Source organism: Phytoactinopolyspora limicola (genome assembly GCF_011320225.1).
GTDB classification, from domain to species: domain Bacteria; phylum Actinomycetota; class Actinomycetes; order Jiangellales; family Jiangellaceae; genus Phytoactinopolyspora; species Phytoactinopolyspora limicola.
The window spans coordinates 1-19,506 of the sequence record NZ_JAAOEN010000033.1; the positions used below are offsets into that span (position 1 = coordinate 1).

Here is a 19,506-nt window from a genome sequence, read left to right on the forward strand (position 1 = left end):
GCTCATGCCGACGAGGTGGTGGAGGACGATGGCTTGTCGTTGTGGTTCGGGGATTTGGCGTAGGGCGGTGACGAGTGCGACGTGGTCTGGGTTGGGGGGTGGGGTGTTGTCTGGTGCGCCGTGGCGGGCCATGGCGGTGATGGCGTTTTTGGTTTTGCGCCAGCGGCTGGCGGCGATGCGCCAGGCGACGGTGCGGACCCAGGCTTCGGGGCTGTTGGCTTGGCTGACGGTTTTCCAGCGTTGCCAGGCGCGGGCGAAGGCTTCTTGGGTGCATTCTTGGGCGTCGGCGAGGTTGCCGGTCATGGCGTACATCTGGTGGAGTACGCGGCGGTTGGACGCGTGGTAGAACGCGTCGAACTCCTCCACCGCACCCATGATGTGTCCGCCTCCCTTCAGCTCCGACGTCAGCCGCGGCCGTTCGGCCGAGCCAGCGAACTCACTCCACAAGACTCTCGACAGCCGAGATTGGTTGCATGGAGATGCCACCTTCGTCATCTGATCGGTATGCCGGGTGCGCTGGCCACGGTGGGCGGCTCTGGTGTGACGCACTAACGTGTCGCCCGGTTGATGGCGTGCTCCAGGACTTGAGCGGCGTAGGTGTTCCAGTCGCCTTCGGTCGGATCGCCGAACGCGCCGAACGCGATCACGACGACGACGTTCGCCACCTGGGCAACGCCGACCCCCGAGAACGACGGCGCAGAGCCCGGATCCTCGGGTAATGGCACGTCGTCCACCGTCCACACCAACGCGGCGTCGGCGCCCTCGACGGCGATCACCGTTGGCGCATGAACGGTCTGCTGACGGGTGTCGCCGATCTCCCCGCATTGGTCGGGCAGGACCGTGTGATCGGTGACGATCCTTCCGGCGGAATCGACGTCCGGCAGACGCAGGATGAACTGGTCGATACTGCCTTCGCCCCCATGGGTCCAGTGCCCCTTGACCATGGGGTCGGCACCGGTCGCGTCGAGATCGATCAAGCAGCGGTGATCGTAAGGATCGGGGTGATCATAACCGTCGATCCGGCTGAAGCCGCTGTAGCTACCGACGGGGTTCACGTCCTCATCGGTCAGGAACGGCACGTCGGCTAGGTCGAGCAACGCCGGTGGTTCGCCGGTCGGTTCTCCGCCCGAATCCGCACCGCCGGGGTCGACCGTCCCCTCGTCCCCGGCCCCGTCGCCACCGACGCCTGCGTCAGCGCCGAGGTCGGGCCGACCGTTGTCGGCGTCGGCGTCGGCGTCGGATTGTTGGGGATCTTCCATTCCCGGCTCGGTGTCGACGCCGTCATCGAATTCGGGCTCGCCGACGCAACTGGTTCCGAACAGCACGGTGCACATCCGTTCGGCCGCGTTGGCCGGCGTTCGGATGTCCACCGAGCCGTCATTGGACATGGTCGGCTCGACCAGCACCGTGACGCTGACCACGTCGTCGTACCTCACCAGGCCGATGGTGGGCGTGGGTGCCTGCTGGTCCGCCGGGTCGGTCCAGTAGCTGATCAACCACGCCTCGTGACCGATGTCGGTCAGATCACCCATGTTGAACACCCAGGTGGGCTCGGTCTGATCCGACGGCGAACACGACTGGATCTGACTGCGGATCTGGTCGAACAAGTCCTCGGCAGCGGTTGCGGAAGGGGCACGCAGGAGGTCATGGCTGACGTTGTGGGTTTCGGCCGCCACGAAGTCGACACCGGCGTGGTCGGCCACCGCGAAGATATCCAGATCGGGCACACATTGCACCAGCGGCACGTCGGCATCCGACTCGGCCCAGGCCAGGGTGGCGTCGCCCGCGATGTCGTCGACCGTCATCAGAGCCGGGCCGAGGTCCTCGGCGACGTTCAACTCGGGTGTCTCCACCGGCGACGGCGTGGCCGGGTCCGGCCGCGCGATCGGATCCGGGTCGGCCGGTGTCATCGGCTGGGCCACAACCGCGAACCCCACCGCGAACACCGCGACACCAGCGACGACGCCAGCGGTGATGTGGTTGCGGGTGCGTTGGGTGGCGCGGTGGCGGGCGGCGGCAGGGCCGGCCATTTGGACGTCGGCGATGTCAGAGTCGAGGGCGTTGAGCCGTCGGCCCAAGTGCGCGTCGAAGCTGTCGGTCATGACCGGTCGCCTCCCATCGCCGTGCTCGTGTCGGTGAGGAGTTGGGCGAGGGTGGTTCGTCCGCGGGAGAGGCGGGCTTTGATGGTGCCGGTGGGGGTGTTGGTTTCGGTGGCTATTTCGTCGATGCTCATGCCGACGAGGTGGTGGAGGACGATGGCTTGTCGTTGTGGTTCGGGGATTTGGCGTAGGGCGGTGACGAGTGCGACGTGGTCTGGGTTGGGGGGTGGGGTGTTGTCTGGTGCGCCGTGGCGGGCCATGGCGGTGATGGCGTTTTTGGTTTTGCGCCAGCGGCTGGCGGCGATGCGCCAGGCGACGGTGCGGACCCAGGCTTCGGGGCTGTTGGCTTGGCTGACGGTTTTCCAGCGTTGCCAGGCGCGGGCGAAGGCTTCTTGGGTGCATTCTTGGGCGTCGGCGAGGTTGCCGGTCATGGCGTACATCTGGTGGAGTACGCGGCGGTTGGACGCGTGGTAGAACGCGTCGAACTCGGCCTCCGCGCCCATTGTGCCTCCCTCAGCCGTCCGGGCGGCCCCTGAAACCGTCTGTTGTCAGTGATGACCCGCGACCCAGTGGGTTGGTTGCAAGGGATCTAAGCCATGTGGATGACTGTGGTCCGGGAAACGCCTAGACCCTGGTGAGTCCTCTGATGAGGGCGTCAACGATCTGCATGATTTCGGTGCATGCGGTGTCGGGGTCGGTCGAGGCGTTGAGATAGAGCGCCGCTTCATCTGCGGCAGCGAGCAGCAGATGTGCGAGGGGCTTGATAGGCAGCGGCAACAGAGTGCCGTGTTCCGCAGCCTGCGCGAGGACGGCTTCGATCATCCCGAGCATGTGGGCTTGGCAGATCGCCCGCCAGCGCTCCCAGCCGAGCACGGCGGGGCCGTCGATCAGCACGATTCGCCGTACTTCCGGGGTCTCGCAGGCGTCCAGCCATGCCTCGACGGCGCATGACATCACCGCGACGAGGTCGGCGCCATCGGGCGGTATCGCCTCGGTGATCTGCCACCGTGGCCGTTCAGCGTGATCTTCAGGCTGCTCGCAGGGCCGCGCCGGATGAAGCTCAACCTCCTGCCGATGCGCGCCCGTCCCTTCCGGCACTCCGCTGTCGGCTTCGGGCTGCTCGCCAACCACCTCGACCCCGATCTGACCCGCTCATGGATCGAGCCGGCGCTCAGCCATCGGGGAGTCCGTGAGGACGCAGCACGCTTCCTCCGATCCATCGATCCGCAGGAGCTGCTAGCCGTCACCGGCCGCCTCAGTCAGCACGATGTGCCCGTGAGGATCGTGTGGGGCATGGCTGACCGTTCATTCACTCCACAACTCGGGCGACGCCTGCAACAAGCGTTCCGCGACGCCGAGTTCATCGAAGTTCCCGACGCCCGCACCTTTGTACAACTCGACGCACCCGAGGTTCTGGCCGAGCAAATCGCAGGCTTCGCGGACTAACGCTAGGGCCACATCACGTGCATCCCGGAAACCAGCAATAGCGTCGGAATAGTGCTCGGCTATCTCGTCGGCATCTATCCTCGCGTTCTCGAGGAACGGCGGCAGCTTCAAAGGCACGGTTGGCGCGAGTGCCAAGCTGCTTGGCAAGAACTACGTCAAACAGGTGGACGTCATCATGAGCCATTGGTCGACCGGGCCCGAGATCATGATTTCCACCAAGCGTATGGACTCGTCCTTCGGCAACAACGCCGCGAACCGAGTGGAGGAGTCCTACGGCGACGCAAAGAATCTCCGACTCCGTTACCCGCAGGCGGCCTGCGGATTCGTCTACGGGCTCCGGTCGACCTGTTGGGACCAGTCGCCTGACAAGGCCGCCTGGCTTGTAGACCTGCTGACCAAGCTCGGCCGCGAAGACGACGCTTATCACGCCGTGGCGTTGATCGTGCCGCAGTACGGCGGGGACCTCAGCGGGCCTGATCCGGGAGACGATGCGCCGGCCGACGAGCCAGCTATCACGGATGCCGAACCAGAGCCATCACTGCCGTTCGACGAGGTTGAGCAGCAACTTCTCGACCTGCCGCGCGTCAAACTCCGTCATGACCTGGTGACCTCTGACCTCGACCCGGCCAGGTTCTTCCGCATCGTCCTCGACCGGGTTTTGGACAACACTCCTGTCGACTACCATCGCCGTGCTCGGGAACTGCGAGGTGCCTAGCCACTTAGACCGTATGTAGTGACTGCTTGCTCAGTGGAGTGGTTGCTGGCCCGGACGTCGCTCACGCATCCTCGTGGGCACCACCGACGTTCGACCACGAGTGTGAGGGAGCCGCATCCCAGAGGTGCCTGTCCTCAGCGCGACGTTCGCCACCGCTCGGACTTGGTGCACTGGTCAGCACGCATGTGCGGCGGCCGTCCGGGTCCGGGATCGGCAGTCCTCCGCCGAATCCGTAACCGCACACCATTTATCGTCGGCCTGTTGCGGCGTTCCGGCTAATCATGATTCGTCCCGGGATGGTGATCGACAACATGGCCAAACCGCCGACGCTGGCGATCAGCACTGCGTAGAACCACAGCGGCACAGCCGGAATCGGTTGTCCGGTCACCGAGAGCGAGATCGTCGTCAGGCAAGGCAGGGCCACCAAGATGCCCAGCGCCGCGGTGATGCCGGCGAAGATTGTTGTCTCGGCGTTGATGACGCTGCGTAGCTGATCGCGGCTGACGCCAATGACGTGCATGGTCCGGATTTCGGTTGCCCGGCTGAAGGTCGACTGAGCCAGTGTGTTGCCTGCGGAGATGGCGATATAGACGAATAACGCGATGAGCGGCAGGACACTGGTGATCACCGCTCGCGCCGGACTACTCCCACCGCTGAAGGCGGCCGCAGCCGGCCGGACGGTGAGATCGTCATCGAGATCCGCGATGGCGCTGGTGAGCGCGAAGTCCGCGGCCTGGGCGCCAGGGCTGCCACCGGCTCGGTGGGCGCCGAGTAGGTCGTAGCTGAGGAAGATGTCACCTACCGCATTCCTGTTGTCTACGGTGGCCACGACCGTGGGCGCGGCCAGTGTCCCGTCGGCGAGCACGATGTCGACAGACTCACCAACGGTGGCGCCGAGGGTAGCCGCGGTGAACTCGCTGCCGACGGCTTCGTCCGCGCCGAGCGGCGTGTCCGGCTCCCAGTTGCCGTGGGTTGCGGAGATGTCGAGAGCGGATGAGACCGGTCCGGCAAATCCGTAGGCGGTCAGGTCGAACTGCTCGATACTGTCCAGTACCGTCGTCCAACCCAGGATGTGCTGCCGAGTAACCATCAATGTGTCGGCGGGCGGGTTCACCGACGGTAGGCCGGCCGCCGAGGTCACGGCGTGGCTGGCGGTGACGCTCTGCTCAGCAGCGCGTTTGTTGCCACTTGCCAGCGTGGCGGGTATCGCGACTTGTACTAGTGCGAGAGCAGTAGCGAGGATCAGCGGTGCGGCCGCAGCGGCCAGCCTCGGAGCGCTCTCGTACATCGTGGCCCCGCTCAACCAGGTTTCCGGACACCGACTGCTTCCACGTCGGCGCAGCCGAAGGCGGCCGATGCGGCGGATTACCGCGGCGACCACCGGTCGCGACAGGATCCCGCTCCCGAAAGCCAGCAGGAGGCCCCCACCCCCTGCGATCGCTACGGCAGCGATACCGGACCAGACGAGTGGCAGGACGCTGGCGGCACCGCCTACGGCCGTTAGGACGGCACCGGCCACGGCTGCGGGGCGGCTGAGCGTGAATGACGCTGACGTGCTGAGATCCGCTGCTCCCGGCGCGCCTTGGGCGATCCGGCGATGCACCGCCCACGCGATCACCTGAGCCAGGGTGATGGTCAGCAGACCCGAACCCGCGAGGGTAATCGGGCCGCTACTCAATGTGTAGCCCGGCGGCAGAACCCCGATGAAGGCAAGGAGGCCACCGAACCCGCGGACCACAAGGGCGCCGAAGAAGACGCCGATTGCCGCAGCGATGGCGGAGATGAACAAGGTGTCGGCGGCGACGGCGACAAGCAGGTCTCGAGGGGTGAGCGCGATGGTACGCAGGAGCGACAGGGTGTGGCGACGGCGGTGCGCGGTTGTGGTCATGGCCGCGCCGATCACAACGATCGTGACGATGACGACGATGCCGAGGAGGGACCCGCCGAGCGACTGCAGGTCCGTGCGGGCCTGGGCCACCGTTGGGAACTCCACTTGTGCTCGGCCCGCGCCCGAGGTCACCCTGGCCAGAGCCTCGTCGCCAATTGATTCGTGAATGTCGGCGGCGAGTGCATCGGCGTTGACGGTGTTGTCGGCAACGAGCCCGATCGCGGTGGCCACTGGGCCATCGCCACGGTCGGTGAGCCTGGCCGCGGCGTCGTCCGGTAGATACGCCGCCGGTGTCATCGATGCCGCTGTGGGGCCGTAGGAGATGATGCCGGATACGCGCAGTGTCTGCACGCCGTGTGCTGTGCGCACCGGCACGATGTCGCCGGTAACCGCGCCGGTAGCATCAGCGGCGAGGTCGTCGAGCGCCATTTCCCCTGGACCAGGTGCTGACCCGTCGGTGATCATCCGGTCGCCCAGATGGGTGGCGGACCAGTTGTGCACGGTCACGTCGTGGCGATCACCGATCAGGAGAACGGCTGGCGAAGCATGGTCGGGGATTGCTTTGACACCGGTCTCGGCGGCTCGCCGGTGAACATCTTCGGCGACCTGCTTGCTTAATGGAGCGGGCTGCGCCAGGGCGGCCCGCTTCGACGCGTCGCCGGTGTGGAGTTGAACATGGGTGGCGCCGCCGACCACGACATCCGCGGCGCCGTATCGTCGCGGTTCAACCGGCGACGAGACGCCACTTTCCAGGATGGTTCCACACACGACGAACAGTGCGGCGGCGGATAGCAGGCACGCGAAGACCGCAGCCGATCCGCCCGCCTGGCGGAGTGCCGTGAATGCTAGGCGCATCGGCTAGATGTCCTCTCCGAGCCGGGCCATACGGGTGGCGACCGTTTCTGCGGACGGCGCGGTGAGCTGGTCGACGAGCTGGCCATCGGCCATAAACAGGACGTTGTGAGCGAACGAAGCAGCTCGGGGATCGTGGGTGACGAACACTACGGTCTGCCCCATGTCGTCGGCGACCGTGGCCAGCAACCGGAGAATCCGGGTGGCCGTCGCACTGTCCAATGCGCCCGTCGGCTCATCTCCGACGACGAGTTCGGGCCGCGATATCAACGCTCGCGCTATGGCCACCCTCTGCTGCTGACCACCGGACAGCGTCTGTGGCCGGTGCGGCAGGAGCTCGATGATCCCCATACGTTCACAGAGGTGACCCAGCCAAGCGTGGTCGACGGGACGGCCAGCGACCCGGACCGGTAACTCGATGTTCTGCTGGACGGTAAGCCCATCCAGCAGGTTGCAGGACTGGAAGACGAAGCCCAGCCGGTCCCGCCGGAACAGCGTACGTTCGGTCTCGGTCAGTTCGGTGAGCACGGTGGTGCCTACCCGTACTGTCCCCGATGTGGGTAGGTCGATGCCGGACATGCAGTTCAACAAGGTGCTCTTACCGGCGCCGGACGGTCCCATGATCGCGACGAATGACCCGGCCGGAATAGCGAGATCGATTCCGCGCAGGATGTCGACAGTCTTGCGACCGCGCCGGTACTGCCGCGTTACCCCGCTGAGCTGGACCGTGGCCGGGACGCCCGCCACTGATTGGGCAGTCACGTGAGGCTCGATGGTCATACGGTCAGGGCGACGTTGATGGCCACACCGATCACGACCACGAGTAGCAGAAGCCAGGGCCAGATACGGCGTTGTCCGGAGGGCTGCCATCCGGGTTCGTTTGTTGTCATGCAGCCGACGCTAGTGAGCGGAAACCGGCGTTTCACTGGAGCTGTCGCCCGTTCCGCGGGTGCACATTTTTGCACCCCCGGGGGGCGCCGACGGTGCCCGGCAGGTCCGGTTCGGAACCCCGCGCGAACTCTTATCGGGACACTGGAGGGTAGGGCGAACGCGGGTGCCGGTGCGATAGCAGCGCGAGAACTGCCCGCACCCGGCGATTTCCGGTGTCGTCGTCGGCCAGCCCGAGGTCGCGAAATACCTTACCCACGTGTTTGGCCACGGCGCTGTCGGAGATGTCGAGTCGTTCGGCGATTTCGTGGTTGGTCAGACCTTCTGCCATTAACGCGAGCACGTCGCGTTCCCGTGCCGACAGCGCGGCGAGAGGATTACGACGTTGCTCGAAGAGCGTGGAGATGACCTCGGGATCGATGATCGTGGCACCATCGGCGACGCGGGAAACCGACGTCATGAACGACGCGACGTCGCCAATGCGGTCTTCGAGCAGGTATCCGAGACCACCACGCGGGTCAGCGAGAAGCTCCGACGCATAGTTCACTTCGACATACGACGACAGCGCCACGATACCTACCTCGGGATGATCGCGGCGGGTGTTGATCGCGGCTCGCAGACCCTCATCCCGGTATCCAGGTGGCAGTCGCACGTCGATCACGAGTACGTCGACATCGCCGCAGCTGAGCGCGGAATCCAGCCGCGAAGCCTCAGCCATGGCCCCGGCCACCTGATGCCCATGCGATTCGAACAGCAGACGCAGACCCTCGCGGAGCAGAGGCTCGTCCTCCACGATCAGGACCCGCACGGTAACACCACCCGGAGGTGAGTTGGCCCGCCGGCCGGCGAACGGATGAACAGCCGTCCGCCCAGGTTTGTTATGCGCCCGTTTAATCCCAACAGCCCGGTCTCCGCTGACCAGGGCGAGACGCCGGGCAGCCGGTGGTCTGGCCCGGCCTGCGGGATGCGCGCACCACCGACTCCGTCGTCGCTGATCGTCAGCGTTAACCACTCTGGATCTCGGCTGATCGTGACCGTGAGCTTCTCGGCTTGGCTGTGTTTCGCCGCGTTGCTGACGGCCTCGGCCACGGTGAAGTACGCCGCTACCTGGATCGCCACGGGCAGATCCCCCAGGTTGTTCAGGGTCAGCGTGCACGGAACCGCACTATTGCTGACCACGGACCGTAGGGCACCTTCCAGGCCACGATCGGTCAGGATAGGCGGGTGAACGCTGCTAATGATCGAGCGCAACTCGAACATGGCGTCTTTCAGCTGGTTTTGGAGCTCGCGAAGCTGGCTGCCCCGGCCGTGGTCGGTGTCCGCGGTTGGCGGTGAGCCGGCGAGCATGCCGAGCCTCAAGTTCACGTTGACCAGTCGGGCCTGGACTCCGTCGTGTAGCGCACGCTCGATTCGGCGTAGTTCCGCGCTTTGCGCGAGGACGAGACCGTCACGATTTTCGCTCGGCGAGGCGGTTGCCGCGCGCGGCCCGTTGTGGCCGGCCGCCGCCAGAAACCGCACCGACAGCCGAGCCAGGTGGCGGGCGGCTGCGGGGGCGAGCAGGTAGAGCAGTAGTGCGTACGCGATACCGATAAGTGGCACGAGGACCGCCGTCGACCATTCGGTGACGGTGATCATCGGTAGTGGGCTGACTGGCCCGCCACCGGTCAGCGGCCACCACACTGGGAACGCCAAGGCATTGACTCCGCCGATCACCAGATAGGCCGATGCCAGCGATATCGGAAGCGCGACAACCATCTGCATACCGGCCCAGAGCATGACCGACGCTGTGGGCACGGTGGAGTGGGGTATGAGCATGCGCAGGACGAGGCCGGCGCGTCGACGTTCCCAGGAGGTGACCGCATTGATGAGGCGGCTGCCCGACCCGGAGGAACCGCTACCTGATCCGCCGGTGACGCGGGAAACGACCCCCGCCACCAGCACGGCCGGGGAAACCAACGCGACCAGGGCACCGCTGGTGAGATAACCAACGGCCCGGAAGACCCGGACCGAGTACTCGTCACCCAACCTTTGTGCCCTTTCGTGTCCGGCCGCTCCAATTGATGTCATCCTCACGTTACATCGCAGCGTACGGCCGCGTTGTGCGACGAGAACAGCAGGTGGATGGACCTTCGCGGCAAGGACGGCGGGTTGCGGCGGGAAGCTGCAGAGATGACGGTGGCGTCGGCGTGGGAAGCTGACCTTCCGGCCCGAAGCAGCGACGATGAGAACGTGCCCGACCTGCTCACCCGACCGTTGCTGCGCCGTGAGGAACCCGCATGGGGGTCCCGGGTGCCGTGGTTCGCCGCGGTACTCGCGTCGGGCTGGGTGCTGATCGCCACGTTGGCGATGTGCGCGTTGCCAGCCGTGTCTGTCTGGATGGCCGATGGCGCGGACGGCTCGCTCGGTGACCCGTTGCGGTTTGGTGCCCGGTTGTGGCTGCTGAGCCATCGTGTCGAGCTGGTGGTTGATGGAACCGGGTTCGAGCTGGCGCCCTTGGGGCTGACCATCGTGTTTGTCCTGTTGATGTACAGATCCGGCCGCTGGGCCGCGCACCAGGCCGGTACCGCTACCCCGAGGGGGGTAGTACTGGTGGTCGCGCCGGCGGTGGCTGTGTACACGGTCGGCGCCGGTCTGCTCGCCGTCGTGGCATCGGCGGATGATGTCTCGGTCGCACCGCTACCTGCTGTGGCCTGGGCGGCGTGCTGGGCCGCGGTAGGTTGCGCTCTGGGCGTGCTCCATGAGACTGGATTCGACGAGGTCTGGCTGGTCCGGATCGCCCCGGAAGTACGGGCCGCGCTCGCTGCTGCCGGAGTCGCGGTGGCCGCGCTGGTGGTTGTGGGAGCGGCCCTACTCACCCTGGCGCTCGTGGTCAACTCCAGCCAGATCGGTGTGCTTGCCGAAGCGTTAGAAGCTGGGGCGGTCGGAAACTCGGTGCTGGCTCTCGGCGGGGCCGCCGTCATCCCCAATGCGGTGATCTGGGCAGCAAGTTTCTCCCTGGGACCGGGGTTCGTCGTCGGTGTCGATACCGTCGTGGCACCCGGTGGGGTCGAACTGGGGATGGTGCCGGCGTTGCCGGTGCTGGGAGCGTTGCCGGCCCAGCCGCCAGGAACGCTGGTCTGGGCGGTCTTAGCCGGGCCGGTCCTGGCAGGGGTACTCGCCGGGCTGGTAGTTCATCGCAGGCTCGCATCCCAGAACGAGCCACCGGCCACTCTTGTCCTTGCTGCCGGAGGGGCCGGCGCTGCCGCTGCGTTAGCTATGTCCGTCCTAGCGTTGCTTTCCGGTGGATCCGCCGGAGCGGTGCGGCTGTCGGTGATCGGCCCGGTGCCGTGGGAGGTGGCCGCCATGACATTCCTCGCTGTTGGTATTCCAGCGATGATCACCGTCGCGGTGCTGGAGTGGAGCCGAAGTCGGAGCCAGGCCGGGTCAGGCTCGGCCGAAGCCCCGGATGGCGCGGCGAGATAGGCTCGAAGTGCCGGCCCGGACGCGGGCGCCGATCTGACGCTGAGCTGAGGAGAGCTGCGTGCGTTTCTCACCACCTGCCGGGAGGCCCTGCCGCCTCGTCGTTCTTCTTTCCGGCGCCGGGAGCAACCTCGCCGCGCTGATCAAGGCATGCGCCGACCCAAGTTATGGCGCCGTTGTGGCCGCCGTTGGCGCTGACCGGGAAGGTATCCGAGGTCTGGAGATCGCGGCCGACGCCGGTGTGCCGACCTTCGTTGAACGCGTCAAAGATCATCCTGACCGCGCACAATGGGATCGGGTGCTGACCGATCGGGTTGCCGGGTACGAGCCGGACCTCGTCATCTCTGCCGGTTTCCTGAAACTGGTCGGGGAGACCTTTCTGGCCCGGTTCGGAGGCCGTTACATCAACACCCACAACACCCTGCTGCCGGCCTTTCCGGGTATGCATGGCCCGCGCGACGCTCTGGCCCACGGTGTCAAACTCACCGGTGCCACCCTGTTTTTTGCCGATGCCGGCCTGGACACAGGCCCGATTCTGGCCCAGGTGGCGGTGCCAGTTCTGGATGACGACGACGTCGACACCCTGACCGAACGGATCAAGGCGGCGGAGCGCGGCCAACTCGTCGAGCAGGTGGGTCGGCTGGCCAGGCACGGGTGGACATTGTCCGGCCGACGCGTCACCGTCCCCTGACACTACCCCTCCCTCCCCATGATCATTGGCTGTTGACTACCGGATCCGGTAGTCAACAGCCAATGATCATGGGGAGGGGCTGTTAGGGTGGGCAGCGTCGCAACTGGCGCTGGGTGGATCACCACCGGGGAGCGGCAACACCAGCAGCAGACTTCGGGTCGGACGCCTGGGCCCGAGTCGAGTGGTTGAACCCTGCTCGCTGAGGAGACGTATGAGCGCCACCGAGTCCGCCAACACCGCTGCCCACGCGGATCGGCTCCCGGTCACCCGGGCATTGATTAGTGTTTACGACAAGTCCGGACTGGACGAGCTGGCCCGTGGGTTAGCCGAGGCCGGAGTTGCCATCGTCTCGACCGGGTCGACGGCGGCACGGATCGCCGACGCCGGTGTTCCCGTCACCCGAGTCGAGGATCTCACCGGGTTCCCCGAGTGCCTCGACGGCCGGGTGAAGACGCTGCATCCACGGGTGCACGCTGGCCTGCTGGCCGACCTGCGGCTACCAGCCCACCGTGATCAACTAGCCGATCTCGACGTCGAACCCTTCACCCTGGTGATCTGCAACCTGTACCCGTTCGCCCAGACAGTCGCCTCGGGGGCAGCGCCGGACGAGGTCATCGAGCAGATCGACATCGGCGGGCCGTCCATGGTCCGGGCGGCGGCGAAGAACCATGCCAACGTGGCGGTGGTTGTCGACCCGGCACGTTATGGCGACGTGTTGGACAGCGTGCGCGCAGGTGGATTCACCCTGGCCCAGCGCCAGCGGTTAGCCGCCGACGCCTTCGTCCACACGGCCACCTACGACGTCCACGTAGCCTCGTGGATGGGCAGCGTGCTGACCGACTCGTCCGGCGACACCGGTTTCCCCGCCTGGATCGGTGGTACTTGGGATCGCGCCGCCGTGCTCCGTTATGGCGAGAATCCCCACCAGAGCGCCGCCTTGTATCGAGCTGGGCACGGTGAAGCCGGGCTGGCCGGTGCCGAGCAGCTTCACGGCAAAGAGATGTCCTACAACAACTACGTCGATTCCGACGCCGCGTGGCGGGCGGCCCACGACTTCACCGAGCCGGCCGTGGCCATCATCAAACACGCCAACCCCTGTGGCGTCGCGATAGGCGCCGACATAGCGGAGGCGCACCGCAAGGCCCACGCCACCGACCCGGTGTCCGCGTTCGGCGGGGTCATCGCCGTCAACCGGGCACTGTCCGCCGCGGCAGCCGAGCAGATCGCCGATGTGTTCACCGAGGTGGTCATCGCGCCCGGCTTCGACGACGAGGCGCTGAAGATCCTTACCCAGAAGAAGAACATCCGACTGCTACGTGCCGAGCCGGGAAGCGGTCGCCGGGTGGAGACGAGGGCCATCGCCGGAGGCGTGCTGATGCAGCAGATCGACCGCCTCGACGCGGCCGGCGACGACCCGTCCGGGTGGACTCTGGTCGCCGGTGATTCCGCCGACGACGATACGCGCGCGGACCTGGCATTCGCCTGGCGTGCGGTGCGGTCGGTGAAGTCGAATGCCATCCTGCTGGCGTCGGGCGGCGCCGCGGTGGGGGTCGGCATGGGGCAGGTGAACCGGGTGGATGCCGCCGGTCTGGCGGTGACCCGTGCGGGCAACCGGGCGGCCGGTGCGGTGGCGGCGTCCGACGCGTTCTTCCCGTTCCCCGACGGGCTTGAGGTGTTGATCCGCGGGGGCGTGCGTGCGGTGGTGCAGCCAGGAGGCTCCGTGCGCGACGACGCGGTGGTGGAGACCGCACGCGAGGCCGGAATCACGATGTACTTGACGGGCTCCCGCCACTTCTTTCACTAATACCCATGATCATGAACACTTTGCCGGGTCATAGCACGGCAAAGTGTTCATGATCATGGGAAGGCTTTTTGGGCACGACGGAGGACTTATGAGCGCGAAAACTCTGGACGGCAAGGCGACCGCGGCAGCCATCAAGGACGAGTTGCGGATACGGGTAGAGGCGCTGGCGGCGGCGGGTCTGACGCCCGGGCTTGGCACGGTGCTCGTCGGCGACGACCCGGGCTCGCGGTGGTATGTCGACGGTAAACATCGAGACTGCGCCGAGGTGGGCATCACCTCCATCAGGCGCGACCTTCCGGAGTCCATCACTCAAGCCGAGTTGGAGGCGGTCATCGATGAGCTCAATGCGGATCCGGAGTGCACCGGCTACATCGTTCAGCTTCCGCTGCCGGCCCACATCGACACCGACGCCGTACTGGAGCGGATCGACCCGGACAAGGACGCCGACGGCCTGCACCCGACCAACCTCGGCAGGCTTGTGCTGGGGGTGAACTCCGAGCTGACCTCGCCGCTGCCGTGTACTCCCCGGGGCATCGTCGAGCTGATGTCCAGGCACGGGATAACCCTGGCCGGCAAGGACGTGGTGGTCGTCGGCCGAGGGGTGACGGTGGGGCGGTCCCTGCCGTTGCTGCTGACCCGACGGGCCCTCAACGCGACGGCCACGCTCACCCACACCGGGACGGCCGATGTTGCTGCGCACCTGCGTCGTGCCGACGTCGTCGTGGCTGCGGCCGGCGTGCCGGGCATCGTCACCGCGGACGTGGTGAAGCCGGGGGCGGTAGTACTCGACGTTGGGGTGAGCCGGGTCACCGATCCGGAAACCGGCAAGTCTCGCATCGCTGGTGACGTCGCGCCGGATGTGTACGACGTGGCCGAGTGGATTTCGCCGAACCCCGGCGGTGTCGGTCCGATGACGCGGGCGATGTTGTTGGCGAATGTCGTCGAGCTCGCTGAGCGGCGACGAGCTGAGCGAGTGTAGTGGTGCGCCGAGCGTGCGAGGTGTGCCGCGGAGGGAGTGAGGTGAGGAGTGCGACCGGGGGTGCTGAGCGGCGACGAGCTGAGCGAGTGTAGTGGTGCGCCGAGCGTGCGAGGTGTGCCGCGGAGGGAGTGAGGTGAGGAGTGCGACCGGGGGTGCTGAGCGGCGACGAGCTGAGCGAGTGTAGTGGTGCGCCGAGCGTGCGAGGTGTGCCGCGGAGGGAGTGAGGTGAGGAGTGCGACCGGGGGTGCTGAGCGGCGACGAGCTGAGCGAGTGTAGTGGTGCGCCGAGCGTGCGAGGTGTGCCGCGGAGGGAGTGAGGTGAGGAGTGCGACCGGGGGTGCTGAGGGTCAGCGAGTGTAGTGGCGGCTGGTGGGTGTGGACGGCTGCGTTGAGTGTCATAGTTAGGGCGGCCTATATGTCCATGCCTACTGTTGGGTAGGGTGGCGTCTCCAGAGACGAGGAGGTCCGGACCCCTATGGCCGAAAAGTCTTCGCGCGGCCTCGCCGACGTCGTAGCAGCCACCACGTCGATCTCGGATATCGACGGTGAGAGTGGCCGTCTCTTTTACCGGGGATATGACATCCATGACATCGCTGGCCGCATCTCGTTCGAGGAGTGTGTGCACCTGCTGCAGCGTGGCGATCTGCCCACGCAACAGGGGTTGGACGACCTTGAGGACGAGCTGACGGCTGCTCGCCAGATCGGTGCGACGACGGAGGCGTTGCTGCCGCACGTGGTGCGTGCCGCGACACCGATGGAGGCGTTGCGGACGCTGGTGTCGTCGTTGTCGGTTGATGATCCGGATGCGGGAGATTCGTCGGTCGAGGCCGATCGGCGCAAGGCCACGCGGCTGGTGGCGCAGATGCCGATTCTTGTCGCCCGCTATGAGGCCGCTCGTACCGGCCGGGCCCCGGTGGAGAGTGATCCGGACCTCGGTATCGCGGGCAATTTCCTGTGGCAGATCACCGGTCGATACCCATCCGACCGCGCGCAAGACCTGTTCGACACCTGTCTGGTTTTGCACGCCGACCACACCATGAACGCCTCCACCTTCACCGCGCGGGTCATCGCGGCCACTTTGTCGGACATGCATTCCGCCATCACCGGCGCTATGGGGGCACTGCGTGGCCCGTTGCACGGAGGCGCGAACGAGGCCGTCATGAACACCCTGACGTCGATCGAGGGAGACGTCGATGCGGTGGACGGATTCGTCCGCGAGGAGTTGTCCGCTGGGCGCAAGCTCATGGGGTTCGGCCACCGGGTCTACAAAACGGAGGATCCGCGGGCCACGCATCTACGCAAGATGAGCGAAGAGCTGGGGGAGTTGAGCGGCAACAGCCGCTACTACGAGTTCTCCAGGCGCATGGAGCAGACGGTCTTCGACACCAAGGGCCTGTACCCGAATGTCGACTTCTACGCTGCCAGCGTGTACCACGCGCTGGGGATCCCCACCGATCTGTTCACTCCGGTCTTCGCCATCTCTCGGATGAGCGGCTGGACCGCGCATGTGATCGAACAGCACGAGGACAACCGGCTGATCCGACCTGGCAGCGAGTACACCGGTCCGACCGGTCGCCGCTGGGCCGACATCGCCGAACGGTGACCGTGAGCGACGCGACGCCCCGTAAGCGCAGCCGGTGGGCGGTAGCGGCAGAGCGTAGGCTGACGCCGGCCAGCTGGTTCCAGGCGGTGTTCCGGCAGTGGCCGTTCCTGATCGCGTTGGGCGTCGTTATCGGCGGGATCATCGTGGTCGCGAATGACCACTTCAAGCGGGGCACGGTGATCATCGCTGGCGGTGTCTGCATCGCGGCGTTCTTGCGGATGGTGGTGCCGAGTGAACGGGCCGGTCTGTTGCAAGTGCGCTCCCGGCTGTTGGACGTGTTGACGCTGGCGTTGTTGGGCGGGGGTACGCTCATTGCCGCGCTTATCGTCCCGCCGCCGAGCTAAGGGGTGTCTCGTGGAATCTGGTCCCGGGCATGTCGAGGCCACGACGTCTGTGCTTCCGCCGCGGGGTGCCGAGCGTCATCCTGTCGGGCACCGTTAGCACCTGAACGGTCGACCGGACGAACAATTCGTCACTAGCGATACAAGGAGAACCGTTATGGCTCAAGCCCCCGTCACCGTCACCGTCACCGGCGCTGCCGGGCAGATCGGTTACGCGTTGCTCTTCCGGGTCGCGTCGGGGCAGCTATTGGGGCCGGATACGCCGGTGCGGCTGCGTCTGCTGGAAATCCCGCAGGCCGTGAAGGCCGCCGAGGGCACGGCGATGGAGTTGGACGACTGCGCGTTCCCGCTGCTGCGGGGGATCGACATCACCGACGACGTCACCGTGGCTTTCGAGGGCACCAACATCGGTCTGTTGGTGGGTGCCCGGCCGCGTACCAAGGGTATGGAGCGGGGTGACCTCCTTGAGGCGAACGGTGGCATCTTCGGGCCGCAGGGCGCGGCGATCAACGCCGGTGCCGCAGACGATGTGCGGATTCTCGTCGTCGGAAACCCGGCCAACACGAACGCGCTGATCGCGCAGGCGCACGCGCCCGATGTGCCGGCCGATCGGTTCACCGCGATGACCCGCCTGGACCACAACCGGGCCCTGTCGCAGCTGGCCGCGAAGACCGGAGCCGGCGTCGCGGACATCAAGAAGTTGACCATTTGGGGTAACCACTCGGCCACCCAGTACCCGGACATTTTCCACGCCGAGGTGAGCGGCAAGAACGCCGCCGAGGTCGTCGCCGATGAGGTGTGGCTGGCCGACGAGTTCATTCCCACCGTGGCCAAGCGGGGCGCGGCGATCATCGAGGCGCGGGGTGCGTCGTCGGCTGCGTCCGCGGCCAACGCGGCGATCGATCACGTGCACGACTGGGTATTGGGCACTCACGAGGGTGATTGGACCTCAGCCGGGGTCGTCTCCGACGGGTCGTACGGTGTGCCGGAAGGGCTCGTGTCGTCGTTCCCGGTGGTGTCGAGGGGTGGGCGCTGGGAGATCGTGTCCGGCCTGGAGATCAACGACTTCTCGCGGCAGCGTATCGACGCGTCCGTGCGGGAGCTGGAAGAAGAGCGGGCCGCGGTCAAGGCTCTGGGCCTGATCTGATCCGTTCTCTCGGTGACCGTCCGACGTGTGTGGTTTCACCGCCGAGCTGCGGTGGAGTACATGCTCGGATGGTCACCCGACGGGTGGCCGCGGTGAAGGCGGTCCAGCCCAGTCTGATATCTTGACGTCGAGAGAAAAAGTGGACTTCAGGAGCGTTGACCCATGGCGAAGATCAAGGTAGCCGGCCCCGTCGTCGAGCTCGACGGCGACGAGATGACCCGAATCATCTGGTCGTTCATCAAGGAACGGCTGATCCACCCTTACCTGGACGTGGATCTGCGCTACTACGACCTGTCCATTCAGCACCGGGATGCCACCGAGGACCAGGTCACGGTCGACGCCGCCAACGCGATCAAAGAACACGGCGTCGGTGTGAAGTGTGCCACTATCACTCCCGACGAGGCCCGGGTCGAGGAGTTCGGCCTGAAGAAGATGTGGCTGTCGCCGAACGGCACCATCCGGAACATCCTCGGTGGTGTGGTCTTCCGAGAGCCGATCATCATCTCCAACATCCCGCGGCTCGTCCCCGGCTGGACCAAGCCGATCATCATCGGCCGGCACGCGCACGGCGACCAGTACCGCGCCACCAACTTCAAGGTTCAGGGCGCCGGCACGGTCACCATCACCTACACACCCGCCGACGGGTCGGAGCCGATCCAGCACGAGGTCGTCAAGATGCCTGAGGACGGCGGCGTCGTCATGGGCATGTACAACTTCAACAAGTCCATCGAAGACTTCGCCCGGGCATCGTTCTCCTACGGCCTGCAGCGTGGCTACCCGGTCTACATGTCCACGAAGAACACCATCCTCAAGGCCTACGACGGTGCCTTCAAGGACATCTTCGCCGACGTGTTCGAGCGCGAGTTCAAAGCAGACTTCGAGGCGGCTGGGCTGACGTATGAGCACCGGCTGATCGACGACATGGTGGCCGCCGCGTTGAAGTGGGAGGGCGGCTACGTCTGGGCATGCAAGAACTACGACGGCGACGTCCAGTCCGACACCGTCGCCCAGGGTTTCGGCTCGCTCGGCCTGATGACCTCTGTGCTGATGTCGCCGGACGGGAAGACCGTCGAGGCGGAAGCGGCCCACGGCACGGTCACCCGGCACTACCGCCAGCACCAGCAGGGTAAGCCCACGTCCACCAACCCGATCGCGTCGATCTTCGCTTGGACTCGTGGTCTGATGCACCGTGGCAAGCTCGACAACACCCCCGACGTCGCCGGGTTCGCGCAGACGCTGGAGGACGTCGTCATCAAGACCGTCGAGTCCGGCGTGATGACCAAAGACCTCGCGTTGCTGGTCGGCAAGGACCAGGAGTGGAAGACCACGGAGGAGTTCCTGGCCGCGTTGGACAACAACCTCTCCGCGCGGCTGGCGGGCTGATCCGGCGTTGCTCGGCCTGGGCTGATCCGGCGGTTGGTCAGTCCAGGGTGGAATGATCAGATGCGCGGGCAGCGCCTTGCGGAACTGTGGTGTCTCGGGACATCGCTGACGGGTGTGTCTCGGGACATCGCTGACGGTTTGAGTGTGTCATGTGGGTTGGGGTTCGCGGTGGCCGCGTAGGTCGTAGCGGGGTTGGGCGCTGGGTTGGTAGC

General features: G+C 66.1%; 18 protein-coding genes and 1 riboswitch. Of the genes, 10 read left to right on the plus strand and 8 right to left on the minus strand.

Annotated elements, in window-relative coordinates; all coding sequences use genetic code 11:
• From G8760_RS29525 to G8760_RS29540, 4 genes are all read right to left on the minus strand, one after another.
• Window positions 1–495: sigma factor (locus G8760_RS29525; RefSeq protein ID WP_207782869.1), on the minus strand; the 495-nt coding region annotated here is incomplete at its 3' end.
• 53 nt (window positions 496–548) lie between these two features.
• Window positions 549–2,102 (minus strand): hypothetical protein, encoded by a 1,554-nt coding sequence (locus tag G8760_RS29530; protein WP_166356404.1) that lies wholly within the window; start codon window positions 2,100–2,102, stop codon window positions 549–551.
• Window positions 2,099–2,602 carry a SigE family RNA polymerase sigma factor gene (locus G8760_RS29535; RefSeq protein ID WP_166356405.1) on the minus strand — a complete coding sequence of 168 codons (504 nt, stop codon included), beginning with the start codon at window positions 2,600–2,602 and terminating at the stop codon, window positions 2,099–2,101. Before G8760_RS29535 ends, G8760_RS29530 begins: the two co-directional genes overlap by 4 nt.
• A gap of 121 nt (window positions 2,603–2,723) precedes the next feature.
• The gene (locus G8760_RS29540; RefSeq protein WP_166356406.1) at window positions 2,724–3,197 is read right to left on the minus strand and encodes a hypothetical protein; all 474 of its coding nucleotides are present in this window, start codon (window positions 3,195–3,197) and stop codon (window positions 2,724–2,726) included.
• Between G8760_RS29540 and G8760_RS29545 the strand changes: the two genes are divergently transcribed.
• On the plus strand, window positions 3,174–3,545 hold the full coding sequence (locus G8760_RS29545; RefSeq protein ID WP_166356407.1) for an alpha/beta fold hydrolase: 372 nt from the start codon (window positions 3,174–3,176) through the stop codon (window positions 3,543–3,545). The two genes, G8760_RS29540 and G8760_RS29545, sit on opposite strands and share 24 nt — an antisense overlap.
• A gap of 175 nt (window positions 3,546–3,720) precedes the next feature.
• Window positions 3,721–4,260: a hypothetical protein gene (locus tag G8760_RS29550; protein ID WP_166356408.1), complete on the plus strand. Its 540-nt coding sequence runs from the start codon at window positions 3,721–3,723 to the stop codon at window positions 4,258–4,260.
• Between the two features lie 247 nt (window positions 4,261–4,507).
• Here G8760_RS29550 and G8760_RS29555 read toward each other — a convergent pair whose 3' ends face one another.
• The 4 genes from G8760_RS29555 to G8760_RS29570 form a co-directional block, all read right to left on the minus strand.
• Window positions 4,508–7,003 (minus strand): ABC transporter permease, encoded by a 2,496-nt coding sequence (locus G8760_RS29555; RefSeq protein WP_166356409.1) that lies wholly within the window; start codon window positions 7,001–7,003, stop codon window positions 4,508–4,510.
• A gap of 3 nt (window positions 7,004–7,006) precedes the next feature.
• On the minus strand, window positions 7,007–7,780 hold the full coding sequence (locus G8760_RS29560) for an ABC transporter ATP-binding protein (protein ID WP_166356410.1): 774 nt from the start codon (window positions 7,778–7,780) through the stop codon (window positions 7,007–7,009).
• Window positions 7,781–8,021: 241 nt separating this feature from the next.
• A complete protein-coding gene (locus G8760_RS29565; protein ID WP_166356411.1) occupies window positions 8,022–8,696 on the minus strand; it encodes a LuxR C-terminal-related transcriptional regulator in 675 nt (224 codons plus the stop codon).
• Window positions 8,684–9,913, minus strand: coding sequence for a sensor histidine kinase (locus G8760_RS29570; protein WP_166356412.1), 1,230 nt, complete (start codon window positions 9,911–9,913; stop codon window positions 8,684–8,686). Before G8760_RS29570 ends, G8760_RS29565 begins: the two co-directional genes overlap by 13 nt.
• 144 nt (window positions 9,914–10,057) lie before the next feature.
• Here G8760_RS29570 and G8760_RS29575 point away from each other — a divergent pair, with 144 nt between their 5' ends.
• The 8 genes from G8760_RS29575 to G8760_RS29610 all read left to right on the plus strand — a co-directional run bounded on the left by G8760_RS29575 (window position 10,058) and on the right by G8760_RS29610 (window position 19,294).
• A complete protein-coding gene (locus G8760_RS29575) occupies window positions 10,058–11,350 on the plus strand; it encodes a cell division protein PerM (protein ID WP_166356413.1) in 1,293 nt (430 codons plus the stop codon).
• A gap of 58 nt (window positions 11,351–11,408) precedes the next feature.
• Window positions 11,409–12,038 carry a phosphoribosylglycinamide formyltransferase gene (gene purN, locus G8760_RS29580; RefSeq protein WP_166356414.1) on the plus strand — a complete coding sequence of 210 codons (630 nt, stop codon included), beginning with the start codon at window positions 11,409–11,411 and terminating at the stop codon, window positions 12,036–12,038.
• A gap of 89 nt (window positions 12,039–12,127) precedes the next feature.
• A riboswitch (ZMP/ZTP riboswitch) is annotated at window positions 12,128–12,217 on the plus strand.
• Window positions 12,218–12,249: 32 nt separating this feature from the next.
• The gene (gene purH, locus G8760_RS29585; protein ID WP_166356415.1) at window positions 12,250–13,842 is read left to right on the plus strand and encodes a bifunctional phosphoribosylaminoimidazolecarboxamide formyltransferase/IMP cyclohydrolase; all 1,593 of its coding nucleotides are present in this window, start codon (window positions 12,250–12,252) and stop codon (window positions 13,840–13,842) included.
• A gap of 88 nt (window positions 13,843–13,930) precedes the next feature.
• A complete protein-coding gene (locus G8760_RS29590) occupies window positions 13,931–14,821 on the plus strand; it encodes a bifunctional methylenetetrahydrofolate dehydrogenase/methenyltetrahydrofolate cyclohydrolase (protein ID WP_166356416.1) in 891 nt (296 codons plus the stop codon).
• 474 nt (window positions 14,822–15,295) lie between these two features.
• Complete coding sequence (locus tag G8760_RS29595; protein WP_166356417.1) at window positions 15,296–16,423, plus strand: citrate/2-methylcitrate synthase; 1,128 nt, start codon at window positions 15,296–15,298, stop codon at window positions 16,421–16,423.
• Between the two features lie 2 nt (window positions 16,424–16,425).
• Window positions 16,426–16,767, plus strand: a complete 342-nt coding sequence (locus tag G8760_RS29600) for a DUF3017 domain-containing protein (RefSeq protein WP_207782870.1) — start codon at window positions 16,426–16,428, stop codon at window positions 16,765–16,767.
• 154 nt (window positions 16,768–16,921) lie between these two features.
• Window positions 16,922–17,911 carry a malate dehydrogenase gene (locus G8760_RS29605; RefSeq protein WP_166356418.1) on the plus strand — a complete coding sequence of 330 codons (990 nt, stop codon included), beginning with the start codon at window positions 16,922–16,924 and terminating at the stop codon, window positions 17,909–17,911.
• Between the two features lie 162 nt (window positions 17,912–18,073).
• Window positions 18,074–19,294: an NADP-dependent isocitrate dehydrogenase gene (locus tag G8760_RS29610; RefSeq protein ID WP_166356419.1), complete on the plus strand. Its 1,221-nt coding sequence runs from the start codon at window positions 18,074–18,076 to the stop codon at window positions 19,292–19,294.
• Window positions 19,295–19,506: the final 212 nt, after the last annotated feature.

Bases quoted from the DNA above. Each gene is read 5' to 3' on its own strand.
- G8760_RS29535 (WP_166356405.1), bottom strand. From the start codon at position 2,602: ATGGGCGCGGAGGCCGAGTTCGACGCGTTCTACCACGCGTCCAACCGC.
- G8760_RS29550 (WP_166356408.1), top strand. From the start codon at position 3,721: ATGAGCCATTGGTCGACCGGGCCCGAGATCATGATTTCCACCAAGCGT.
- G8760_RS29555 (WP_166356409.1), bottom strand. From the start codon at position 7,003: ATGCGCCTAGCATTCACGGCACTCCGCCAGGCGGGCGGATCGGCTGCG.
- G8760_RS29605 (WP_166356418.1), top strand. From the start codon at position 16,922: ATGGCTCAAGCCCCCGTCACCGTCACCGTCACCGGCGCTGCCGGGCAG.
- G8760_RS29530 (WP_166356404.1), bottom strand. From the start codon at position 2,102: ATGACCGACAGCTTCGACGCGCACTTGGGCCGACGGCTCAACGCCCTC.
- G8760_RS29590 (WP_166356416.1), top strand. From the start codon at position 13,931: ATGAGCGCGAAAACTCTGGACGGCAAGGCGACCGCGGCAGCCATCAAG.
- purH (WP_166356415.1), top strand. From the start codon at position 12,250: ATGAGCGCCACCGAGTCCGCCAACACCGCTGCCCACGCGGATCGGCTC.
- G8760_RS29545 (WP_166356407.1), top strand. From the start codon at position 3,174: ATGCGCGCCCGTCCCTTCCGGCACTCCGCTGTCGGCTTCGGGCTGCTC.
- G8760_RS29560 (WP_166356410.1), bottom strand. From the start codon at position 7,780: ATGACCATCGAGCCTCACGTGACTGCCCAATCAGTGGCGGGCGTCCCG.
- G8760_RS29610 (WP_166356419.1), top strand. From the start codon at position 18,074: ATGGCGAAGATCAAGGTAGCCGGCCCCGTCGTCGAGCTCGACGGCGAC.
- G8760_RS29575 (WP_166356413.1), top strand. From the start codon at position 10,058: ATGACGGTGGCGTCGGCGTGGGAAGCTGACCTTCCGGCCCGAAGCAGC.
- G8760_RS29595 (WP_166356417.1), top strand. From the start codon at position 15,296: ATGGCCGAAAAGTCTTCGCGCGGCCTCGCCGACGTCGTAGCAGCCACC.